The 23,375-nt window shown below is 41.6% G+C and carries 15 protein-coding genes; 6 read left to right on the forward strand and 9 right to left on the reverse strand.

Translation table 11 applies throughout. From position 1 onward, the window contains the following. Positions 1-350: 350 nt before the first annotated feature. The gene (locus RMX98_RS02265) at positions 351-4,265 is read right to left on the reverse strand and encodes a PAS domain S-box protein (RefSeq protein ID WP_322678977.1); all 3,915 of its coding nucleotides are present in this window, start codon (positions 4,263-4,265) and stop codon (positions 351-353) included. A 336-nt stretch (positions 4,266-4,601) separates the two neighbouring features. Beyond that, positions 4,602-7,061 carry a glycoside hydrolase family 31 protein gene (locus RMX98_RS02270; RefSeq protein ID WP_409881003.1) on the reverse strand — a complete coding sequence of 820 codons (2,460 nt, stop codon included), beginning with the start codon at positions 7,059-7,061 and terminating at the stop codon, positions 4,602-4,604. 189 nt (positions 7,062-7,250) lie between these two features. Here RMX98_RS02270 and RMX98_RS02275 point away from each other — a divergent pair, with 189 nt between their 5' ends. Further along, on the forward strand, positions 7,251-7,475 hold the full coding sequence (locus RMX98_RS02275) for a hypothetical protein (RefSeq protein ID WP_322678979.1): 225 nt from the start codon (positions 7,251-7,253) through the stop codon (positions 7,473-7,475). A 352-nt stretch (positions 7,476-7,827) separates the two neighbouring features. Here RMX98_RS02275 and RMX98_RS02280 read toward each other — a convergent pair whose 3' ends face one another. Further along, entirely contained in the window at positions 7,828-10,095 is a 2,268-nt protein-coding gene (locus RMX98_RS02280) for a PAS domain S-box protein (protein ID WP_409881004.1), read from the reverse strand. 495 nt (positions 10,096-10,590) lie between these two features. Here RMX98_RS02280 and RMX98_RS02285 point away from each other — a divergent pair, with 495 nt between their 5' ends. Both RMX98_RS02285 and RMX98_RS02290 read left to right on the forward strand, forming a co-directional pair. Next, positions 10,591-11,157 (forward strand): Uma2 family endonuclease, encoded by a 567-nt coding sequence (locus tag RMX98_RS02285; protein WP_322679302.1) that lies wholly within the window; start codon positions 10,591-10,593, stop codon positions 11,155-11,157. Between the two features lie 946 nt (positions 11,158-12,103). Further along, positions 12,104-12,781, forward strand: a complete 678-nt coding sequence (locus tag RMX98_RS02290) for a response regulator transcription factor (protein WP_322679301.1) — start codon at positions 12,104-12,106, stop codon at positions 12,779-12,781. Between the two features lie 89 nt (positions 12,782-12,870). Here the strand turns inward: RMX98_RS02290 and RMX98_RS02295 are convergent, their stop codons facing one another. Continuing rightward, positions 12,871-13,329 (reverse strand): lysozyme inhibitor LprI family protein, encoded by a 459-nt coding sequence (locus RMX98_RS02295; RefSeq protein ID WP_322679300.1) that lies wholly within the window; start codon positions 13,327-13,329, stop codon positions 12,871-12,873. A gap of 1,108 nt (positions 13,330-14,437) precedes the next feature. Between RMX98_RS02295 and crtR the strand changes: the two genes are divergently transcribed. Beyond that, complete coding sequence (gene crtR / locus RMX98_RS02300) at positions 14,438-15,499, forward strand: beta-carotene hydroxylase (RefSeq protein ID WP_322679299.1); 1,062 nt, start codon at positions 14,438-14,440, stop codon at positions 15,497-15,499. Positions 15,500-15,796: 297 nt separating this feature from the next. On the opposite strand, the gene RMX98_RS02305 is transcribed toward crtR, so the two are convergent. After that, entirely contained in the window at positions 15,797-16,555 is a 759-nt protein-coding gene (locus RMX98_RS02305) for a sterol desaturase family protein (protein ID WP_322679298.1), read from the reverse strand. A gap of 590 nt (positions 16,556-17,145) precedes the next feature. On the opposite strand from RMX98_RS02305, the gene RMX98_RS02310 reads away from it, so the two are divergent. Next, positions 17,146-18,117 carry a YegS/Rv2252/BmrU family lipid kinase gene (locus RMX98_RS02310; RefSeq protein ID WP_322679297.1) on the forward strand — a complete coding sequence of 324 codons (972 nt, stop codon included), beginning with the start codon at positions 17,146-17,148 and terminating at the stop codon, positions 18,115-18,117. A 187-nt stretch (positions 18,118-18,304) separates the two neighbouring features. Then, entirely contained in the window at positions 18,305-19,855 is a 1,551-nt protein-coding gene (locus tag RMX98_RS02315) for a metallophosphoesterase (protein ID WP_322679296.1), read from the forward strand. Between the two features lie 230 nt (positions 19,856-20,085). On the opposite strand, the gene RMX98_RS02320 is transcribed toward RMX98_RS02315, so the two are convergent. The 4 genes from RMX98_RS02320 to RMX98_RS02335 all read right to left on the reverse strand — a co-directional run bounded on the left by RMX98_RS02320 (position 20,086) and on the right by RMX98_RS02335 (position 23,358). Next, positions 20,086-20,493, reverse strand: a complete 408-nt coding sequence (locus RMX98_RS02320; RefSeq protein ID WP_322679295.1) for a hypothetical protein — start codon at positions 20,491-20,493, stop codon at positions 20,086-20,088. Between the two features lie 346 nt (positions 20,494-20,839). Then, positions 20,840-21,274 carry a CAAD domain-containing protein gene (locus RMX98_RS02325; protein ID WP_322679294.1) on the reverse strand — a complete coding sequence of 145 codons (435 nt, stop codon included), beginning with the start codon at positions 21,272-21,274 and terminating at the stop codon, positions 20,840-20,842. Between the two features lie 187 nt (positions 21,275-21,461). Beyond that, a complete protein-coding gene (locus RMX98_RS02330; RefSeq protein WP_322679293.1) occupies positions 21,462-21,923 on the reverse strand; it encodes a BON domain-containing protein in 462 nt (153 codons plus the stop codon). A 142-nt stretch (positions 21,924-22,065) separates the two neighbouring features. Then, complete coding sequence (locus tag RMX98_RS02335) at positions 22,066-23,358, reverse strand: histidine kinase (protein WP_322679292.1); 1,293 nt, start codon at positions 23,356-23,358, stop codon at positions 22,066-22,068. Between the last annotated feature and the right edge of the window lie 17 nt (positions 23,359-23,375).

Here is a 23,375-nt window from a genome sequence, read left to right on the forward strand (position 1 = left end):
ATCAAGAAGCGATCTGAATTGTATTGAAGCCTGTTATACTAAGTATTCATCGTCTTAATAGACAGTAATTATTCGTATTGAAATAAAAATATATATAAATATTCTGATAATGCAGGTATTCACCAACTAGCCTAAATTGTAAAGAAAAAAGCTATTGTTTGATGATTGAGAAAAACTTATAATTTTGTATAAATTTGGATATTAAAAACGCAACTCGGAACGAAGTTTAGGTAAATGTGGCTGATAACCCAATACGCTTGGGTTAAGAAATTTATCCGTTGAGGCAGGGAGTGAGAAAAAAGCGGCTGGAATTTCCTCTAGTTGTGGTGGCTGCGATCGCACTTTATGGATCAAAGAGTAACCATTGTCTTGGGGAAACTCTTCAGAAGTGGTAGTTTGACTGTAAACGTCGCTCCTTGTTCTTTACCTGGACTATCTGCGTGGACAGTACCACCATGTAATTCTACTAAATGACGAACAATCGCTAATCCTAGCCCTAATCCACCATAGGTTCTAGTGCTAGAACTATCAGCTTGACGAAAGCGATCGAAGACGTAAGGAAGAAAATCAGGACTGATGCCAATACCTGTGTCAATCACCTGAATTTGGGCATATTTATCTGTAGTCTGTTTTTTTTCTTGTCCACTGACTATTGACAATTGCACCTCTACCCGTCCGCCGACGGGTGTGAATTTGATGGCATTAGATAGCAGATTCCAGATGATTTGTTGCAAGCGCTCGAAATCCCCAGAAACTAAGAATTGAGAATTATCTCCAAGCTTGCTGTCCTCTGAATGTTGATTGGTTTGGAATTGTGCTTCTGGAAATTCTAGATTTTCGTGATTAGTTTCTTTTGAAGGAACGAGGGAAAATCTTAAATCGATTTCCTTGGACTGGGTGGCTAAACTAACAGTCTCGATAGCTGACTCAATTATGGGAACCAAATTACAAGTACGGACAGTGAGGCGTAAGTTGCCTCTAATCATCCGCGATATATCCAGCAAATCTTCAATTAGCTGGGTTTGCGCTTTAGCATTGCGTTCAATTGTCTCCGTAGCCTTAGCCATTTGGCTATCACTGAGCTTGCTTCGTTGCAGTAATTGCGCCCAGCCAAGGATAGCATTGAGGGGCGATCGCAATTCGTGAGACAATATCCCCAGAAACTCATCCTTCATGCGATTGGCCTCTTGCAACTGCTGTGTTTGTTGTTGCAAAGAAGCAATTAAACTAGCCCGTTCCATTGCGATCGCTATTTGGTCGCATACTGCTTGCATCATCCCCTTTTGATTATCGGTGAAGCTTAACCGAGTGCGGCTACCAAAAGATAGAGTACCTAACAGCCGTCCTTGGGCGATCAATGGGTATGCATAATAAGCAGTTATGCCTAAAGAGCGAATCAATTCTCTTTGCGGATCAGTAGATTGCTGCACATTCTCTACAGCTATAGGATGGCGTGAGAGCGCAACATTACCACAAACTCTTTCACCAAATGGCAAGTACTCAATTTCCTTTGCCATCTCCTGGGAAATGCCACTGTAAGAACCTAAGCGCATTACCTGAGAGTTATCTTCAACCAGATAGTTAAAGTAAATATCTAGACCAATTTGCTGTGAGAGTTTTCGGTAGACGCTATCGATTAGTAGTACTGGTTCCTGGCTTGATAATAAATCGTTGGCTGTGTCAAATAGTAGCTTTAGCCTTTTGTAACCTAACGAGAGTGCTTTTTCTGCCTGCTTAAGGTTGCTGATTTCTTGGAAAACCAAGATACAGGTAGCCGGATGACCGTGCATTGCTGGCAAGGTATCAGCAAATATCAGTAGAGATCGCACACCACCGGGAGTGTGCCAGTCCACCTCCAACCCATTCAGGCATTCGCCAAGGGCAACCCGCACTCCTGGCATTTGTTCATTGGGGATGCGATCGCCAGCCGCATCCGTATAATGGTAAACTGTGTCATACTCTGCGGCTGGTACACCTTTGGGAAATTCGCCTCCAGCTAATTCGTTAGCAGAGCGATTGGCAAAAGTTACCCGCGCCGTTCCTGGTTCGATAAACAGCAATGGTCTTGGCATCAGATTTAAGACATCCTCCAGCCATTTTTGCTGATTTAGCAGTGCTTCTTGTACCTGTTTGCGCTCCGTAATATTTAAAAATGCACCAACGCTTCCTCTAGTTTTACCCTCTTCGTCAAACAGGGGTGCAACGGACTCCAACAGGTTGACGATTTTGCCATTGTCATGGACTATATCAACTTCAAAATCTAGAACTTCAACACCATGAGCAGCAGAGTACTGCATTGGGAGTTCTTCTGTTGACAGTTCCCTTCCTTCTCGGTAGATTTTAAAACTTTTCAGTTTTTCATCTAAGGGAGCATTTGTATCTAAGGATATTCCCAACTGCTTGGCAAAAGAAGGGTTGACCTTGATATTTCGGCATTCTGGATCTTCGGCAATGCCAATTCCAATTGGAATTACATCCAACAAAGTTTGTAATTCAGTAATGCGGCGCTGGAGATCCCTGTTTAGTTGTAATATTTGTTCCTTGGCCTGTTTTTGCTCGCTGATGTTGCGAGTCACAGTTGCTAAGGCAATTGGCTCACCTGTGTTCTTGTCTGTAACAGTGAAGATGTTGTAATCAACTGGTATCGGTTGGCCTGTTTCAAGATGCCGAAAGCAGAATTCTCCCTGCCAGCGCCCTTCTAATAGCACAGTCGGCAGTATATATTTTTGAAAATAGGCTTTGTCTTTGGGCATGAAGTAATCTAATACTGTTTTTTGCCTTACTTCATTAACGCTGGCAAACCCTAGCAACTTTTGACCTGCATCATTTATGTAGAGTAATTGACCCTCAAGGGTGGCAATACTGATAAAATCAGAGCTATTTTCTACCAGTGAGACTAATTTTTGTTGCTCTGCTTCTGCTTGCTTGCGTTCGCTCAAGTCGAGGATAAATGCTACTGACTCTTCCTGATTTTCTCCTATCAGCACGTAACCAATTAAAACCGGGATACGACTCCCATCCTTGCGGATATATTCTTTCTCGTAAGGCGTACAAGCACTGTTGGCACTTTCCTTTGCTTCAGCAACACCACGCTCATCTAAATATAGATACTCTGGTGGTGTGATATCGCTCCAATTTAATTTACCTGCTAACAAATCCTCCCGCGTGTAACCAATCATCCTCAATAATTCGTCGTTTGCCTGCTGGATATCGCCATACACGTCGCCAAACAGAATGCCGATGACGTTAGAATCAACAAAACTCCCCAGTTTAGCTTCGTAAGTTCTCAGTGCTTTTTGGGCGCAGTCGCGTTGATAGCTGAGGCGTTCAATAACTCTGGCACTTTGCCAAATCAAAACAGTAAAAATTACAATTAGGGCGTTCGCAAATACCGATACTGCAAACGCTGGATCGTATTTTCCTGCTCGTTGACCTTCAACAATGATCCATCCCAATATAAAAGGTATTGCGATCGCCGCAACTAATAAACGACGCGCCAGTAAACCGCCGTAAGTATCACTTGTAACCACCCTCATTAAACCCTGTTCTGCCTGCGCCCACAGAATGCCCATATTTAGTAAAAAAAACAACATCGCTGTATGCAGAGCCATTGATGTTGTATAAGGGGCAAGTCCGTAAAGAACTTTCACTTTGTAGGCATAGCCCATCAGCGCTTGAAAGGAAATTAAAGTAGCAATCAGAGCGATAATCTGGGCATACCAATAACTGCGGTGGGTATTTGGATGAATCAAAATCTGTAAGGCGATGCTGACCAGTATAAAGTTGAGTGCTGTGTTCACCCCCATTCGTCCCGGATGCGATGTCGTCATACTAGTTGGCGAATCACGAAACAGCAGTTCATCAATGCCGAGATTCCAGCCGAACAGATATTGACAGAGGGTGAGTGCTGCAATTGTACTGACAGCTATTGCACAAACCTTAGAGATTCGAAGAGTAAGTGTAAGCAAGGGGACTGTAGAAGTTTGCAGGTCATTTTTAATTGTTCTTTTCCCCCTGCTCTCCTCCTCTGCTTTTAAAAATAGCCACAGCGACACACCAGATAGCACAAAACATAGCGCTGTGTTGGCTTTCATTGTGGCAGGACTACCAAGGAAGCCGCGCTTAAGAACTTCAATACCAAGACACCAGCCAACTAGTACCGAACTGCCTACAAAAACAGCGATCGCACTTGCAGCTTTTGCCACTAGTGAATTTGTCAGGATTTTAAATCTATCTTGCAGCCGCAAGCGGTTAACATTTAACATTGAGTGTTCTCTAACCGCATCTATCTAGCGTAATAAACTTACGTATTTCTTCCGATTTAACCATTTATGTCCCTTGTATTTTATGCTACCCATTGACTTACTTTTCATCTATCTCTATGCATATTTTTTCTGAGATAATTTAGAGTAGGAAATAATGGTAGTTAAACTGCTGATTGGGGACACTTCGACTGCGCGGTAGTTGAATCTCGACTCACAACTACCGTGCAGTCGTTGTGTCGAAACTCAGTGCATCGCTGGAGACTGGGAACCGGGGACTAGGAAAAGTTTTTCAATGTCCAATCCCTAGTACCCAATCCCCAATCCCCAATCCGTACTTCAGAATTGCAGGCTATGTCGCTTCCCATCATCTTGAAAACGTTGCTCTCCAAGACCAACAAGTTCTACAATCACTTCACGCGCTGGAGGTGTCCATTCTCCGATTCTTGCTCCAATTTCAACTACTGTTTGATTAGAGTCAGTAAATACGCTGATATTTGCTAGCGAAAACTTTTTATCTTGATACTTGTTTGTTTGTCCATCATCTTCAAATAGCTGATATTCATTATTACCAGGCCAAATCCGTAATCGGATCTCGTCGAGTGGGGATTGATCAACATATTGTCTGACAGGTTGCATAGGAACGATCGCACCACTACGGACATACAGTGGCATTTTTTCCAGTGGTGCATGGGCAAGAATGTGAATCGGGCCTTCGTAGCGATCGCCGCTCCACCAATCATACCAAGTGCCAGCAGGTAAGTAGACAGCTCGATGTTCAACTCCAGGGCGGTAAATTGGTGCAGCCATCAGCGATGCACCTAGCAATACTTGATCGTAGAGGCTATAAGTTTTCGGATCGTTAGGGAAGTGGTACAATAATGGTCTTAAAATCGGTGCGCCCGTCGTTGCCGCTTCCCAGAAAAGACTATAAATATAGGGAAGTAATTGGTAACGTAGATTAATGTATTCTCGACAGATATTTTCAACGCGATCGCCAAATACCCAAGGTTCATGACGAGCAGTAGACATTGCTGAGTGACCGCGCATCAATGGGTAAAGCATTCCTACCTGCATCCACCGAGCAAATAATTCAGCTGTAGCGTTACCAGCAAAGCCGCCAATATCGCAACCCACAAACCCCACACCCGAAAGTCCCATATTGCAAAGCATCGGCAGAGACATTTCTAAATGCTCCCACAACGATTGGTTATCTCCCATCCACACAGAAGACCAGCGTTGCACACCAGCATAACCTGATCGCGTTAACACAAACGATCGCTCTGAACTTCGATGCCGTTGCAACCCTTCATAGCAAGCTTTAGCCATCATCAACCCATACAAGTTATGTACTTCTGTATGAGTCACATCAATTTTAGATTTTGGACTTCGACTTCGCTCAGTCGAGCGATTTTGGATTTTGGATTGAAAGTTCTCCTCTTCTCCCCCTGCTTCCCCTGCTTCCCCTGCTCCCCCTGCTTCCCCTGCCTCCCCTGCTCCCTCCCCCCCCTGCGGTGCATCTAGGGGAAACCAAATCTTTTCACCATCATCGCCGAAAGGGCGATCGTTTATGGCAGGTTCATTCATATCATTCCAAATTCCTGCCACGCCAACATCAGTTAGGCTTTTGTGTAAATCAGCCCACCAGTTACTCACATCAGGACGTAAAAAGTCAGGAAAAACAGCTTTCTCTGGCCAAACGTAACCGTGGAACAACGTACCGTCAGCTTTACGCACAAAATAGTCGTTTTCTATTCCTTGGTCAAAAACATGATAATTACCTTCTGGTTCATACTTCACACCAGGATCGATAATTGTGACTGTTTTGAAACCATCCTCTGCTAAATCACCGATAAGTTTTGCTGCGTTGGAGAAACGTTGAGGACTCCAAGTAAACACTCGATAGCCCCGCATATAGTCAATATCCAAGTGAATAACATCGCAGGGAATGCGACGCTGACGAAATTCTTGCGCCAATTCCCGTACAACGGTTTCTGATTCGTAACTCCATCGACATTGATGATAACCTAGCGCCCATTTCGGCGGTAATGGCATTCTCCCAGTTAGCTGAGTGTATGTATTCAGGATTTGGGCAGGTTCGGGGCCGTAGATAATGTAATAATCCAATTCACCGCCACGAGTTTCCATCTTCCAAATACCTGGTTGTTCAGCACCAATATCGAACTGACTCCAAAAAGAGGTGTTGAAAAATATGCCATAGCCTACCTGCGGGCGCAAAGCCATAAAAAACGGAATTGCTTGGTACATTTCATCAGTGAGTGAATCATAATCTAGAGCATCCGTTGTCCAGTTGGTTTTCACTTCGCTGAGTTTATCCAGAAAGCCTGTGCGTTCACCAAAACCATAGAAATGTTCATCGGCTGCAATTTCCTTCCACCCTGCAACTGCACCCATCCGCCAACCTATACTCATCTCTGCATCTTGAGCAAAAGGGCGATTAGCTTTGTCGAAACAGGCGATGCGGCACTTTTCTCGCTGGACACACAGACGAATCTGTGCTGTTTCAATTTCTATTGTTGCTTCAGTTTCCCGCACTGCAAAAGGTGTTATTGCCCATTCTCCATCATCTGGCGTCACTGCCCAAGAACGACGGGGCATAAATTCTCCAGTCGGTGCAAAACGCACGCGGATTAAATTCGGAGTAAGTACGCTGATAGTAAGACGTGAGTCACCACAGTTAAAATCAATAATATTATTGTCCCAGGTTACAGCTTTTACGTTGCTAACAGTCGTCCAAGGTTGGTTTGTTGTGGGTAGCTTTCCGAAATATTGGGGCATATCAGTTATTAAACACGTTAATACTTGTCCGCATTCATGATTACAGAGATATTCTGCCTCAAACTCTTTCTTTCGCTAGAGGTTGTGTGAAAGATAAGCAGATATTTTTTACCAAGAGTGTTTTTGTAATCACCCTAAATACAGCATTTAATGAATTTGTAGCGAATTAAATTTGGCAATAACCCTGCAATGCCAATGCATCGCCTTGCATTGTTAATGCGTCGGCTTGCAATGCCAATGCATCGCCTTGCATTGTTAATGCGTCGGCTTGTTATGCCAATGCATCGCCTTGCATTGTTAATGCGTCGGCTTGCTATGTCAATGCATCGCCTTGTATTGTTAATGCGTCGGCTTGCTATGCTAATGCATCCCTCTGCAAAAGAAATAGTATTACAGCGTTTTACAATTCGGTGATATCATACTTCTGCTTACTTCCAGCCAAGTTATACCAATTTAATGTGAAGGAAGCTGCACTAAATGAGTAATATCATATCCGCCAAATTAATACCAAGTTGCGTTCAAAAATATTAGTTTTGACAGGCAGGGGGAGCAGGGGAAGCAGGGGAGGCAGGGGAAGAAATACTACATATCATTGCAAAATGGTATGACAATGCCAATGCATTGCGTGACAATGCCAATGCATTGCGTGACAATGCCAATGCATTGCGTGACAATGCCAATGCATCGCGTGACAATGCCAATGCATCGCGTGACGATGCCAATGGTCTCCTTGCATTAAAAACGTTACGCTTTTACCTAAAACTCTTTAAGACTTAGCTGCTAATGGCAGTGTTACCGCACAAATCGTACCAATTCCTACTTCTGTGGTGATGTTAATATGACCTTGGTGTAAGTCAACACACTTTTTCACTACTACCAAACCTAATCCTGTACCAGGAATGCTTCTGACATTCTTGCCACGATGAAACGGCTGAAACAGCTGCTTTTGATCTGCTAGCAAAATCCCAATACCTTGATCTTGGACTTGGAGAATCACCCTATCTGATTTAAACTCCAGACTAAGATTAACATTACCTCCTTCAGGAGAATATTTAATCGCATTTAGTAGCAAATTAGACAGAATGGAACGCAATAACCTTTCATCCACCCAAGCATTAACAGCTTCTCCTTGGCAAACAAAACTCAGCGTGTGCTTCTCATCTGTAGTTAGGCGCATTTCTTCGACAAAGTAAGCGCAAAATCCTTCTAAATCTATGAGTTTGGGATTAAATTCTAGTTTTCCGGTTTCGGCTCGATTGATGGTCAAAATATCGTCTAACATTTGAACCATATTTTTGACAGAAAGTTGAATCCGTTGCAAGTTCCTTAGCCGCTTAGAAGAGTTATCCCATTCATCTTGACAATTTTCTAGCAATTGAGCGGCTGCTAAAACAGTACTTAAAGGAGTGCGAAATTCGTGAGATGCCATTGAGAAAAAGCGTGTTTTCAAAACGCTTAGTTCTCTCTCTCGCTCTAGTGCCATCCGAATTTCATCTAACCTCTTGCGTCCGGTAATGTCACGTTGTACTGATATCCAGTGGGTATAACAGCCTGTTTGATCGGTTACGGGGACGATGCTGAATTCATTCCAGAATTCCGAGCCGTCTTTGCGATAATTAATTACTTGAACTGTGACTGGTTCCCGACGAGATAGTGCAGTCCAGACTTTATCCAGTTCAGTCCGACTTGTTTTCTTTCCTTGAAGGATACGAGGCGTTTTACCTAAAACTTCTTCCAGGCTGTAACCTGTGATTCGGGTGAATGCTTCATTAACATAAATAATCTGCGGCCCAGGTTTGCCAATCGGTTGTGCTTCAGTGATAACTACGCCATCGTTAGTATTTACAACTACAGATTGCAGTAGGCGTACCTGTTCTTCCTGCTTCTTTTGATGTGTAATATCAGCAATTACTGCTACCATGCCATTGATACTATCGTCGCTATCATGCAATGGAGCGGCAGAAAAAACTATATCGATCGCAGTGCCATCTTTTTTAAAACAGCGCAATTCTATTCTGGTATAAGTTGTTCCTTGTAATATACTTAGTTGGAGAGTGTTGTATTCTTCTAATTGGTCATCTAAAAAAATTGGGTTAGGATGGTCAATTACCTCTGCCTCTGTCCAGCCAAACATCCGTTCAGCAGCAGGATTCCAAATTTTGACGTTGCCTTCTAAATCAAGTGTGAAGATGGCGCGAGGTGAGGCAGTAATCAAAGCTTGTAGCGCGGCTTGTGTGCGCTGACGTTCAGCAATTTCTGCTCGCAGAGAGACATTAGCTTCAGCTAACTCTTGAGTCCGCAGTTGAACGCGGTCTTCTAGTTCAGCGTTGAGTGTTTGTAGCTGTTTGTAAAGTTCTGATTGTTGGATGGCGATCGCTACTTGGGTAGCCAGTTGCTTCATTAACTCAATTTCCCAAGATTCCCATACACGGGTGCGATCGCACTGATGAGCAATCAATAAACCCCAAAGATAAGGAGTAGAAGCAGGTGTTTTGCTGTCTCGTTGTTTATCCGCTTGCCGATTCTCTTGTAAAATTGGCACTACCAACTTGGCTTTGACACCAAACTGTTTCACGAAGTCTGCTAAACATGGTTCGACATCTGCTTGTTCAATATTAGCGATCGCGCGGGTTTTTCCTAATGAATACGCTTGATGATACTCTTGAGGAAACACTTCTGGTGGAAAGGTTTGTCCTAAAATTTTTGTATATTCAGGTAAAACTGTTTCAGTCATTGCGCTACCAGTACCATTTTCCCAAAGGCGATAAATTAACACGCGATCGGCTTGGAGAAACTCGCGTACTTCTGCAACAGTAGTAGTAAGAACTTCCTCCAAATCCAAGGACTTACGGATATGATGAGCAATCTGATTTACTAATCGCTCCCGCTCAGTTTGTTGCCGCAGTACTACTTCTACCCGTTGCCGTCTGGTTACTTCTAAGTTGAGAAAATAGTAAATTACTCCCAAGGTAATAATGCTAAAGCTAACACCGAGAGGAGTGAAACTAATAATACTAAAATCGGGCATAATCATAGGAATGACAGATTAAACGAATTGGGTATTGAAAATAAATCAATTTTCGGATTTAAACTAGTTTGCTCTTAAAATTTTTTAATTTGGGATTTTGATTAGTGCTATAGCAATCCTAAATTAATTGTGAACATTATTGTTTAAACTAACCGCAGAGACACAGAGAACACCAATACTTTTCGGTTAAGGGGGAAAGGGGAAAGGGAAAGGTTTTAATTCACCTTTCCCCCTTACCCTTTAACCTTTTCCCAGACCAAAAGAGAGATTGTTAAGCTTATCCGAAAAGTATTGCAGAGAACACAGAGAGAAGAATAATGAGGGCTATTCACTATAGAATATAGAGTTAATCTTTGGTTTTTGAAAAAACTCAGTATACCTGGGAAGCCTTCTATCCTATTGCCTATTCCCTATTGCCTATTGCCTTCTTTCCTATTCCCTTATCCAGCTAATACCGAACGCTGATAAACTGAATGTAATACTTTTGGAGTAGCAGAAGTTATGAGTGTTGCCAAATCTGCATCTCTAACCCTAGAGGAGTTTCTCAAGTTACCGGAAACAAAGCCTGCAAGTATTTATATTGATGGTGAAATTATTCAGAAACCAATGCCGAAAACCCTCCACTCCCGACTTCAGGCTAAGTTGATTAATGGAATTAATGAAGTTACAGAAACAAAGCAAATCGCTTATGCTTTTCCAGAGTTGCGTTGTACCTTTGGTGGTCGATCAATTGTTCCAGATGTAGCAGTTATTCGTTGGCAACAAATCGAGTTTGACGAAAACGGAGAGCCTGTAGATGATGTGCTAATTGCTCCCAACTGGACAATCGAAATACTTTCTCCCGATCAGAGTTCTAATCGAGTTACAAGCAATATCTTACACTGCCTAAAATATGGTTGTCAGCTAGGATGGTTGATTGATCCTGATGACCGCTCAGTTCTAGTATTTCAACCACATCAACAACCAGAATTTTGTCATAGAGAAGATAGATTGATTGTTTTAGATGGGGTTGATTTAGAGTTGACAGTAGAACAGTTGTTTAGCTGGTTAAAGATGAAAGCAGAGTGAGCAATACATGTTAAACATCAAAAAAATTAACAACTTTTATCAAATCTAGTGTAAAAACTACCATACTTAAACCAATATTGCCTTAACTGATGACAAGGTGTAAACAAACTAGCCTTGACACGATAAAGAAAAACCTGCCGATGGTCGCCCATCCAAATTTTGTCAACCGGCTCAACGGAAATTAATGTTCCTCCTAGAGCAGCTATACACTCGTTAAATCTTTCAACGCAAGAATAATCTATAGTTTCAAATATAAAAAAATGACCCGAACAGATTAAATGACGGCTTCTTATCCAACATTGGAGCTTTTTATGCGCTTGTGGCGGCAACATTGTTTTGCTTCAAATAATTTGAGATGAATGCAGTGTTTATATCGATTTTTAAATGAGTAAATTTCTTGACTCATGAGGCAGGAATAACCCACATTTAAAACGTGGAAAATATGCTACAGATGCTTTGTATCTTGCTGCACTCTACTCAATACAATTCTTATTTTTAAACTGAGTAATGATTCACACCAAAACTAAAGTTTTCATTGATAATTCTTTACTCCTGCCTCCTGCTTTCTCTTCTAAATAAAATAATTTTCTGTGTTATGCAGAGGCACTCCAGGTGCAAAGAAAAATGCTTAATTGCTTATTTTGCCTTTTTCAAAAGTTAAGTTAGTGTCTTCAAAGAACCTGACACCTAAACCTGAATTTAGTCCAAAAGCCATTTCCTAAAAATCTCCTGGCTAAAGATAGAGTTTTTTTGGAATATGTTAAGGAGGTTATTAAAAACCCACACAGACTATAAAGTTACATCTCAAAAGTAAGGAAATAGCTCAGGAAATAGTAAAGAAAACGGAAAGAAGTCAATAGATCGATAAATTGTTACTTTTTGCAATATTATCTCAGTGAGAATGTGCGGATTGTTTTAAACATAACTAAGTATTGGTAAAAAAATTATGCGAATTCTTTTAGTTGAAGATGATGTACGCCTTGCCGAAACTTTAGCAGAAGCCCTTACAGACCAGCGTTATACGGTTGATGTGGTGACAGATGGTGAGGCAGGATGGAATCAAGCCAAAATGCTGGATTACGATTTGCTGCTGCTGGATGTGATGTTGCCAGAACTGGATGGAATTAGTTTATGTCATCGGTTGCGATCGCACAGTTATACTATGCCTGTTCTCATGCTCACTGCTCGTGACACCGTTAGCGATAAAATCACTGGACTTGATGCAGGAGCCGATGATTATGTCGTCAAACCAGTGGATTTACAAGAACTATTTGCCCGAATTCGCGCCTTACTCCGTCGGGGTAATGTTTCATCACCACCAATTTTGGAATGGGGTAATCTCCACCTTAACCCCAGCACTTATGAAGTGAACTATGGGAAAAATATGCTACATTTAACCCCAAAAGAGTACGGAATCTTAGAATTATTACTGCGAAATGGTCGTCGTGTCCTGAGTCGTAGCGTGATTATCGAGCATATTTGGTCGCTAGAGTCGCCTCCAGAAGAACATGCTGTGAAAGTTCATCTTAGAAGCCTGCGTCAAAAGCTCAAAGCAGCCGGAGCTTTTGAAGATTTTATTGAAACAGTTCACGGTATAGGCTATCGCCTTAAACAAATCAACTAGTTATAGCTCTTCTCGTACTGGGAAGTAGTTATATGTCTATGGATCAAGTACAAACAAGGGGTACATACCTATGCACCCCTACTTCACGTTTAAGGGTCGGGTTTGAGATATTCTTGTAATTGTTGAGTACGCTCTTTTGTGGTATTTTCCAGGCAAGAAAAATAAATAGTTGAAGCTAGACTTCCGCCCTCGTATGCGCTTTTCTCAAACTCACAATTGCTATCTCGAAACTTAATCCATGCTTGCTGTGCAGCAATCAACTTTTGTTTTCTAGTTCTGTTTAAGTTAGGTAGAAGTTGTTGATAAACTTGGTTGAGTTTTTTATCAGCATTTTGATAGGACAACTTAGTGCATTCATTAATTGCTGCTTGAGTCTGAGCATTATTGCAGTTTAGCTTTTGAGCTAAATGCATTTTTGGTAAATTCGATGTTGTGCTTGCTGTTGTCACGCTAGGAGTGTACAAACTGCTAAAAGCTAGTATATTTACTAGCAAAAATGATAAATAAGGCACAGACAATTTTATGCGTAATGTTGATTTTGATACCACGTAAGTCTTTCCATTGACTTTATTTCACCAAGATACACGAATTAATTCATAAGTCAAGAATCTTAATTTGCTAGCATCCAAATTTTGCAAATATAAATATCGAATGGCTAGAAGTCGCAGCTAGAGCTAGAAAGATCCCCAAGAGTACAAAGCCTGCGTAGTGTTAGGGAATCGAAAACGGGAAAGCGATCGCTTGTCCATATACTTTTTGTCTCACTGAGCAATAAGACAAAGTTTTCCTTTGCCCTTTCCCTACAAATGTGCAAAAATTACTTTTGCAAGAGATATCGATCAGGCGTTGCTGATTGCGGTATGAAAAATAATTTTGCGTTATTTCAAAATCCTTATAGAGACGTTGCAATTGCTAGTCTCTACATCCAAATTCATACCTCGATTCAGCAACACCCGATCAACTATAGTTAACCACTCATCATGAAAATATCTCATTCTCCATTCTCTAATTTCAGCACAGTTCTCATTTCTTTGTTCAAATTAAAGTCTAAGAGATTCAAAAGCTTAACTTCTTTTAAGAAGAATACGATCAAATGAGATGGAATTTTAACTGCTGTTGAGATAAAATCTAAAAATTAGAATATTATCAGAAAAAATTTAAAAATAATAAACAAACAGCATATACTCTTTTCTTAAAAGTATAATATTTTTTGCGTCTAAAATATTTCTCTTGCACATGAAATTATGGCAAAAGTCTTGCGTTAATGAATCAAAAAACTGTATTGTTTATATTATTCAAAATTGTTTTTACAAAGCAATCAGAAAATATAAGCTCAATACATAGGAAAAAGCATTACCTTGGTGAATCGAGAAAATCGATACAAAACCAAAATATGTATCCTGTTGTTGGCATAGTTTAGTAGCAGGGGTAGCTAGAGAAAAGAAAAATAAAATATGTTATTGATGATGTAATCAAGAATTGCAAATTGTTTGCAGATTACACATCTAACAATATATACCTAATTTTAATAGAGAAGAGTATCGGCTAGATTTTCAGGGTTTCATCTCTCTAATCGGGGCAAGAAATCTATTCTGTGCTGGCTGAATTCGGGATTTCAAGCTCACTTTATCAAGGAACCGCGACTAGTAAAAAATTATGACCTCTTTAGCTCCTAATTTTTTTGACGACATCACAGCCAAAAGCCTGATCGTTACCGACCCAGCCGTTGATGACTATAAAAAGCTAAATGGCAACAAATTAGAAGTCATTTTGGAAGATGTAGCAAATACAGAAGTAGAAGCGATCGCGCCAAATACACACAAACTGTTAAAACCGCCCAAGGAATTTTTCGCGCCTCCTGGCGATTTCAATCCGACGCTACTACTGTTTTTTGCATGTGTGACAGTGCTGGTATTATCTAATTGTGGTTACTGGCTTTGGCAATGGCCAGACTGGGTATGCTTTAGTTTTAACACTATTGCTTTGCATTGTTCTGGGACAGTAATTCATGATGCTTGTCATAAATCTGCCCACCGCAATCGAGTAATTAATGCCATGCTAGGGCATGGTAGCGCCCTAATGCTTGGGTTTGTTTTCCCAGTATTTACGCGAGTACATTTGCAGCATCATGCTCATGTCAACCATCCCAAAGATGACCCAGATCATTTTGTTTCTACAGGTGGCCCACTATGGATGATTGCATTTCGATTTTTGTCCCACGAGGTGTTTTTCTTTCGACGGCGGCTGTGGCGCAAATATGAGCTATTGGAATGGTTCATTAGCCGCTTAATTGTTGTTGCAATTATTTATATCTCAGTTCAATATCATTTTTTAATGTACGTTCTCAATTTTTGGGTTGTACCTGCTGGTATTGTGGGATTAATACTAGGCTTATTTTTTGATTATTTGCCACATCGTCCCTTTGTTGAACGCGATCGCTGGAAAAATGCCCGCGTCTACCCTAGCGCAATTCTTAATATCCTGATTCTTGGGCAAAATTACCATTTAATCCATCATTTATGGACTTCTATTCCCTGGTACAAATATCAGTCTACATATTATCTGATGAAACCTTTGCTAGATGAAAAAGGCTGTTATCAAACTTCAGGTTTACTACAAAAGAAAGACTTTTTAGAGTTTATTTACGATATTTTTGTAGGAATTCGATTTACTCATCAAAAAACTAAAAATCAAGATGAATCACAAGGTGATGAATAAGCTATTATAGCGTTTTCTAATCATACAATTTACATCAATATTCCCCTCATCGCTTGCGGGGAGGAGGTTGGGGGTAGGGTTAGTGTAACTCAGTCGCCAGAGAAACGCTATAAATTAACGTGAGTTCGACAAGTCCTTTTTTGACCTCTCCCCCAACCCCTCTTGGACACCTAGAGGGGAGCCAAAACTCTAATTTCTCGTTGTTCCCTTTCCCCGTGGGAGAGGTTCATCGAACTCACGTTAAATTAAGTTTCACATTAACTACTGAGTTTGTCATTTGTAAATAACTAATGACTACTAACACTCCCTTGTGTGGGTTTCATTTTCATAATTGGGGTCTTCAGTACCAAGCAATTTGTCCCAGAACGTAAAATACAAACCGTAGTGTACTTTATATTTGCGATGATGTATTGAATGATGCATAGAACCAATAAGCCACTTTCCAATCCAGTAATTCTTAGATGAGGAGGGAAATACCTCAAATCCAAGATGGGTAAAGACTGCCCATGCTGTCATAGTCATAAGTGCAGCAACTAAGGTGATGAAATGCAGAGGAACTATGAAGCTTACAACGACAAAGAAAATTCCTTGTACGATCGCCTCTGGCAAGTCGAATGCAGAAGAACTCCAAGGTGTTGGCTCTCCTGAACGGTGGTGTCCATAATGCATCCATTTAAAGAGCAGAGGCTGATGAAACATCCGATGGATAAAATAAAAATAAGTATCCTGAAGAACAAGCACCGCAATAAAGCTAAGTATTAAATACCACAAACCGTACTTATATAGGTCAGTGTATAACAGCGTTGCTCCCAAATTATATTCGGAGATGATAAACGCTCCACAAATCGCAAAAATTACTGCGGAGAGTATCGATAATTCGATATCCTTTTTAATGGAACAACTCATCAACGGTTTCAAATGCAAACTCCTCTTGGCTAGGGACTTTCCTAAAACTGAATAAAAGAGCAAGTATGCTCCCCCAGCGATCGCAAAGTATCGGGCAAGAGTGATACCGAATAATAAAAAGCAATAATACCAAAATGAGTGATTTGTCAATTAGACCCATCCGTAATATTAATTTAGTGAAATGAAAATGCTGATCGTGTCCAATTGTTTTGGTCGTCGTTACCAAAACAATGGCCTAATTTTTAATTTGTTAATCGACAAAATACACTGCTTATTTTACAACATCAAGTCTGGATGAACGCTTAATAATTAAAACGGACACTAAGACACTGTGATTAATATGTAGCAAACGACACAAAGTATGCGACTACATTGCAGAAACGCCAAAAGTCGATATTGATAATCAATGATTAAAGTTTCTTGCTTTTTCTTGGTAGATGATGCGATATAGCAATCCGCTTTGATTTCTGTATCCCTCACGGGAGCGTAGCCATAATTATTTACGTAGTAGGTAAGAGGCAATAGGCAACAGGTAAGAGGCAAGAGGCAATAGGCAATAGGCAATAGGTAAGAGGCAATAGGCAATAAACCTCTTTGGTTGTACTGAATTTTTTCAAAAATCAAATATGAGTCCGATAGATTCAAAAAACTCATCCCCAAAAGGGAAGTTGAAAATTTACAGGAATGCTAAGAATAATTTGGTATCTTCATTAATGATCCAAGCTTAGTTGTAATGCCTTATGAATCGTTCCGCCTGTCTCATCTTTAATCCTGTTGCGGGTCAGGGCGACCCAGATATAGAACTGGCAGAAATTCGGGCAATATTAGAGCCAGATATTGACTTAGATATTTATTTGACAACTGAAGAAATCGATGCCGATCAACTGGCATATCAAGCGGTAGAACGAGGGGTAGATGCAATCATCGCTTCGGGGGGAGATGGCACTCTCTCGGCGGCGGCGGCGGCTGTAGTAGGTACTGACATTCCATTTGGCATCATTTCTCGCGGCACAGCAAACGCTTTTGCCACAGCTTTAGGAATTTCTGACACGATCGCAGGTGCGTGTGAGACAATTTTGCAGGGAGGAACCCGCCATGTAGACGTAGCTTATTGCAACGATCAGCCAATGGTACTTTTGGCAGGTATTGGTTTTGAAGCTGAAACTGTGGAATTGGCAGACCGGGAAGCGAAAAATCGCTTTGGGATGATGGCCTACGTTTTTGCAGGAATTCAGCAACTGAGAAGTTTAAAAAATTTTGATGTCGAAATTGAAACTGAAGACAAAATAATTAAAACTAGTGCCAGTGCAGTAACAGTAGCAAATGCCGCACCTCCTACTTCCGTCTTGGCTCAAGGGCCAGCAGGTCTGATTTATGATGATGGGTTATTAGATTTAACGATTGTAGCTCCAACTAATAGGGCAGGAGCGATCGCAGCGACATTTCATTTATTTCAAACGGCTTCTACAGGTAACGCCGCAGAACGGAATGATATTGGCTTTCTGCGAGCTAAACAATTTAAAATTACGACCAACCCACCACAAAAGGTTGTTTTAGATGGTGAAATAGTGGGCACAACACCAGTAGAAATTAAGTGTGTACCAGCAGGATTGCGAGTTTTTGTGCCATTAGTAGAAGAAGTTGAACCTACGGAAAAACTAGAGGGACTTCCTAATTTGACTATTGAGATGAAAGACACAGTAGAGGAGTAAGGGAATTGGGCATGGGGTATGGGAAAGAGGCAGAGGGGCACACTTCGGCTGCGCTCAGTGACCGGGGTGCGGGGGGCAGAGAGGAAAAATCTGCTCCCTTCCTCCGAGCTAAGAGCTCCCTTGCTTCTTTCCCTTGTTTCCCCTGCTCCCCTGCTCCCTTAAATTAAAAATTCAGGAGTAGGTTGCATTGAAACTTGTATCAGATCCAGCGATCGCTAACAAAATTCGTAAAATGAATCAGCGAGTACGGTGGCAAGATCCGCTAATTGTGGAACGGAACATCGATCAAACTCGGCTGGTGTTGGAAGATCGTCAAACAGACAATTCTGAGTTCTCATTTTTAGTTGTAGGTGATAGTGGTTCCGGTAAGCACCGGGGACATAATCCTCAGCGACAGGTGGCTGAACTTATGCTCCCCCATCACAACGAATGCCGTTTTATGCTGCATACCGGGGATGTGATCTATTTAGTGGGGTCGAGTGAATACTACCAGCAAAACTTTATCCAGCCTTATCGAGAGTTTCTTTTGGGTGGAGAGCATCATAGAACGATTGGCTATGACCAGATGGTTTTTAAGCTGCCCATTTTACCTGTACCGGGAAATCACGATTACTATAACTTGCCGATTCTCTTGAGTTTGGCATCGCTAACAACATTACCCATTCGTCATTTATTGGGATCGCGCCTAGACCTAGATGTAGGCTTGCATGGCTCAGGAACCGGTGAAGCTTACGCACGAGCATTTCTGGATTATCTCAAGGCGTATCAGCTTCCGGGAGAGTTAGCCAGTCACTTAGATCAGTACTACACAGCTAAGACAGACACAGGTCATTGTCTTTCATATCAACCTGGGTGCTTTACCCGTCTTCCCAATCGCTACTACACTTTTCGCTATGGCGGTATTGATTTCTTTGCCTTGGATTCTAATACATTTAACGATCCACCACCCCTGCCTAAAACAAAAGAAGGTGATGCCGATCGCAGACTCTTAGAAAAACGCCGTGAGGATTTTGAGCAAGAAAAGCTAGAAATCATTGAAAATTCATCAAAGCTTCGTCCCGAAAATCCCAGCGAAGCCGATCAATTAGACGACTTTCATGCCAAGCTGTCACAAATTGAAGAACTTATTGTTGATATCGATAAGCAACTAGCCACTAATAAAACAACACTGACGGATATCGAACAATTGGAGTGGCTCAAACAAAGATTAATTGAATCTTGGAATAATAGTGAAGTTCGGGGAAGGATAATTTATTTCCATCATCCACCTTATGTAACTGAGGCAACAAAGTGGCAACAAGCACAAACTTTGATCATTCGCGATCGCCTGCGTGGTGTGCTGGATGCGGTAGCTAAAGAAATAGGTTCCCTAAGTCAGGGTCGTCCTTTGGTCGATTTAGTATTAAACGGTCACGCGCACTGCTTGGAACACCTTGAGACAATGGATACAGGACACGCTGATTCTCATATCCACTGGATTGTTTGTGGTGGTAGCGGGTTTAGTTTGCGACGCCAGAGGATTGAGGGGGCAGATTTGATGGAGGAAAATAGATTAGTGGCGCGATCGCATTTCTTCATTGGTCGTAGCGGTCAAGGTTTTCAGAAGCGACGACCTTATTCAGGTTTACGTATTGACGTTAAAGGCGAAGGACAACCTAAGTTTATTGTCCGTCCTTTGGTCGCCGAATGGTATCAGCGACAATGGCATAATCGGGAACTTGAGCCGTTGATCATTTAACGATTCACCTATCCAAGCTGCTAATCTTAGGGGAGCTATTGTGGATGACTCTATCAAGGATGCTGTGTTGGAAGATACTATTATGGCGGACGGCGAAATTGTAACTTATTCCCCTTGGGAAATGCCAACCATGTAAATAGAGACGCAATCATTGCGTCTCTACAAAGTACCTATTTTGCCTTATTACTTGCCTTCTTACGTGTAATTGCACCCAGCAAAAGAGTTGTTAATTAAATAATTCCTGGGCCTCTACCACGGCTGTCACCTTTATCTGTCAACTTGCCTTCCTCGTCCTGATTAACTTCTCCAAGTTCTTCGATACGTTGTTGTTTCTCTTCTGCTGCTTGCTGGCGTGCATCACCCGGTGTTTCGTAATACATTTCCGGTTCAATTGCATAGTTATTAGACAAACCTTCATTGTCTACGGTATAGCCGTCAGTGGTACGTATACTTTCTGAATCGGTTTGATCGTCAGTAGGTGCATCTGCTTCCCCTTCTTCCGTGGGACGCTTTTTAAATTTATCTCCTTCTCTTTCCATCCGAGCGGCGGTTTCAGCAGGGATAATGCCGCGATCGTAATTATTGACTTCCGCTCTATCGGATGAATCTGTATCTCTCTTAACTGCTTCATTAGCCATAATTTATGTCCTCGTTAAAGAATCTATTAAATAACTTCAGAAACTAGATTAGGCTGTTTCTGATCTCCAAGCTACTATCTTGAGAAGTGACTTAAAATTAAAAATGATGTTATATTCTCTATCTTTTGATGTATTCAAAAGACTAAGATTGAGTCCGGTTAAATACTGTGAATTTACATTTATTGGGAGAACAAGGGTTTTGGTTGAAGTCAACTTAAACATTAAAAGGGCAATTAGAAACTGCAACTATTAAGAGACCCTACCCGATTACGCAGAGGCGGACGAGAGTTTACGTAGCTGCGAATTCTATTTGCCCGTGTAAAACCTAGTTTAATAGTCAGTAAATTTACTCGCCCACGAATTGGTTTTTCAGGGATTGAATTTCATCGGCTAACTCTTGGCGAGTTGAAGCCTTCAGTAAATAACGGAAAACAAACCAACTGGTGTAACTAATTCCAACTAACTCAAAGAGGGGTGATAGCAATGGAATATCATTGACTGCATTTAATGCTGCTAGCACTACTTTAACTGTAACAATCGCTGCTAAAATTAAACCAACAGTTATTAGAGGTTGCTTGTAGTCCTTAAAAAAACTACTTAAATATTCGGGCAGTTGCTCCAAAAATTGAGAAATTTGTCTGCTAATTTGCTGCCATTGAGATTCAGGTTCAGATGCTGGTGGTAACTTTGGCAAGTTTGCAGTATCAGTACCTTCAAGTGCTAATGTACCTTGAGATAATGAAGCATTGATCGATTCACGTTGCTGTTGTTCGGTTTCCATAGTTTTTATTTTCTGTGACTACAAAGAGTTTGTATAAATTAACTGAGCATCAACAAATATAATTATATAAGTCATCAGTTTTCAATTATTAGTGATCAGTAATGAGTGTAACTGATCACTAACACTGAGCAAGAGCATCTAAATTTATTTTTGCATACCTACTCAGTTAGATTTGTTATTAGCTGTTTTAGGGTTTTGGTGGGAGAACAGTTGCTTTAACAACTACACTTTTTACACCTTTAATTTCTTTAGCTAATTTTTCAATTTTAGCCAACTCCTGCTGATTGTTGACAGTTCCTCCCACAGTGACAGTTCCGTTGTCTGCGGCATCAACTGTTAGTTGGCTCTTGGGTATGTTAACCTCCAACTTCGAGCGAACTTCACTTGCTAAATCACCCTTGGCTCGTTGTGCATCACCACCAGTGGTATTATTGCGCTGTTCGCGGGCGCGAATATCAGAATTAGCTTGTTTTCTACGAACTTCACTTTGTGCGTCGTTTTGAGAAGCTTGTGTGGTTTGGGCGGTCGGTGCTTGGGGAGATTCATTAGGGTTATTCGGTGCAGATTCGCTTGTTTTAGAAGCGTTATCACAAGCAGCAACACCAAAGACTAAAAGGCCGCTAAGTAACAAGGGGGTTAGCTTTTGCATAGGTTTAATTCGCAATCGGAAAGTGAAATTTGTTGATATTTACGGCAGGAAGGAGGAGCAAGTTTTTTCAGTCAGGAGCAAGAATTTGAAAAATTTGCTCCTGCAATATTGTGGAGTTAGTCTGAGTGACAACTACTCTAGATTAAAGTGTTTCGTCACGACGATCAACAATGACTACAGCAGGATCGTTTCCATGAAGCTCTGTTGAGTAATTGGGGCGAATGGGTTCATCTACTACTCTGTCGTGATTGGTTGCTCGGTCTATACCTGTGCGATGTTCGCTGATTTCAGTTGCATCATAGACCGCAAATTCTTCAATACCTCGATGTCTGAGAACCGCTTCAGCTTGGTGGATTTCTGCTTCCGTACCATCGATAATTACTAAGTAGTCGCCTCTTTGAAAGCGATCGCTATATACTCGCGCTCTATCTTCAGGAATTCCCAAGCCAACCAGTGCGCCAACAATACTACCAGCTGCTGCACCGATCGCACCACCAGCCAATGTTGTCGCCAAGGCTGTTGCAACTGCGCCACCTGCAATCACGGGGCCGATTCCTGGAATTGCTAAAGTTCCCAGACCAACTAATAAGCCAGTCAAGCCGCCGACGACTCCGCCTGTAGCGGCACCAGCTTTTGCACCATCGTCTGCTTTATTACCTGTACCAACGTTTTTGTCTACATCTACACCAGCAATCCCATGACCGTTTGCATCTTTAGCTATGATGGAGACTTTATTTAAGGAAAAACCTGCATCTCGTAATTCTGTGATTGCCGCTTCTGCATCTCGACGATGTGAAAATACCCCGATCGCGCGTTTGGCAACACCACTATAAGTTCCAGTGGGAGTAGGAGTTACATAACCAGTGGTTGCATTTGTGGTTGTATTTGGAGGATTTGGGTTATCGTAGATGCCAAACTCTTCTACACCCTGACGATTTAAAATGGTTTCTGCTCTAAGAATTTCTGCATCTGTGCCATCGAGGATAACTAAATAATGGCCGCGTCTCACGCGTTCGTCGTAAACTCTGGCTCGTTCTTCGGGAATCCCTAAACCAATTAATGCGCCAATCAAACTACCAGCTACCGCACCAATACCAGCGCCAGCGAGAGTTGTAGCTAAGGTAGTTGCTGCGGCTCCAGCCAACATAATTGGCCCAATTCCAGGGATTGCCAAAGTGCCAAGACCGACTAGTAAGCCAGTTAATCCGCCCAAAGCACCGCCTGTAGCTGCTCCGACTTTAGCGCCTTCGTCAGATTTATCGCCGACGCGATCGCGCACTTCCGCTCCAGCAATATCGTCTTTTTCTCCATCTTGTGTAATGACAGAAACTCTATCCATGTCAAAGCCGGAATTTTTCAATTCATGTAACGCATTTTCAACATTCCGACGATTAGAAAATACACCTACACCACGTTTATGTAAACCTACAACCATTATCTTTTTCCTCAAGC

This window comes from Nostoc sp. DedQUE02 (genome assembly GCF_034531035.1).
Lineage (GTDB): Bacteria > Cyanobacteriota > Cyanobacteriia > Cyanobacteriales > Nostocaceae > Nostoc.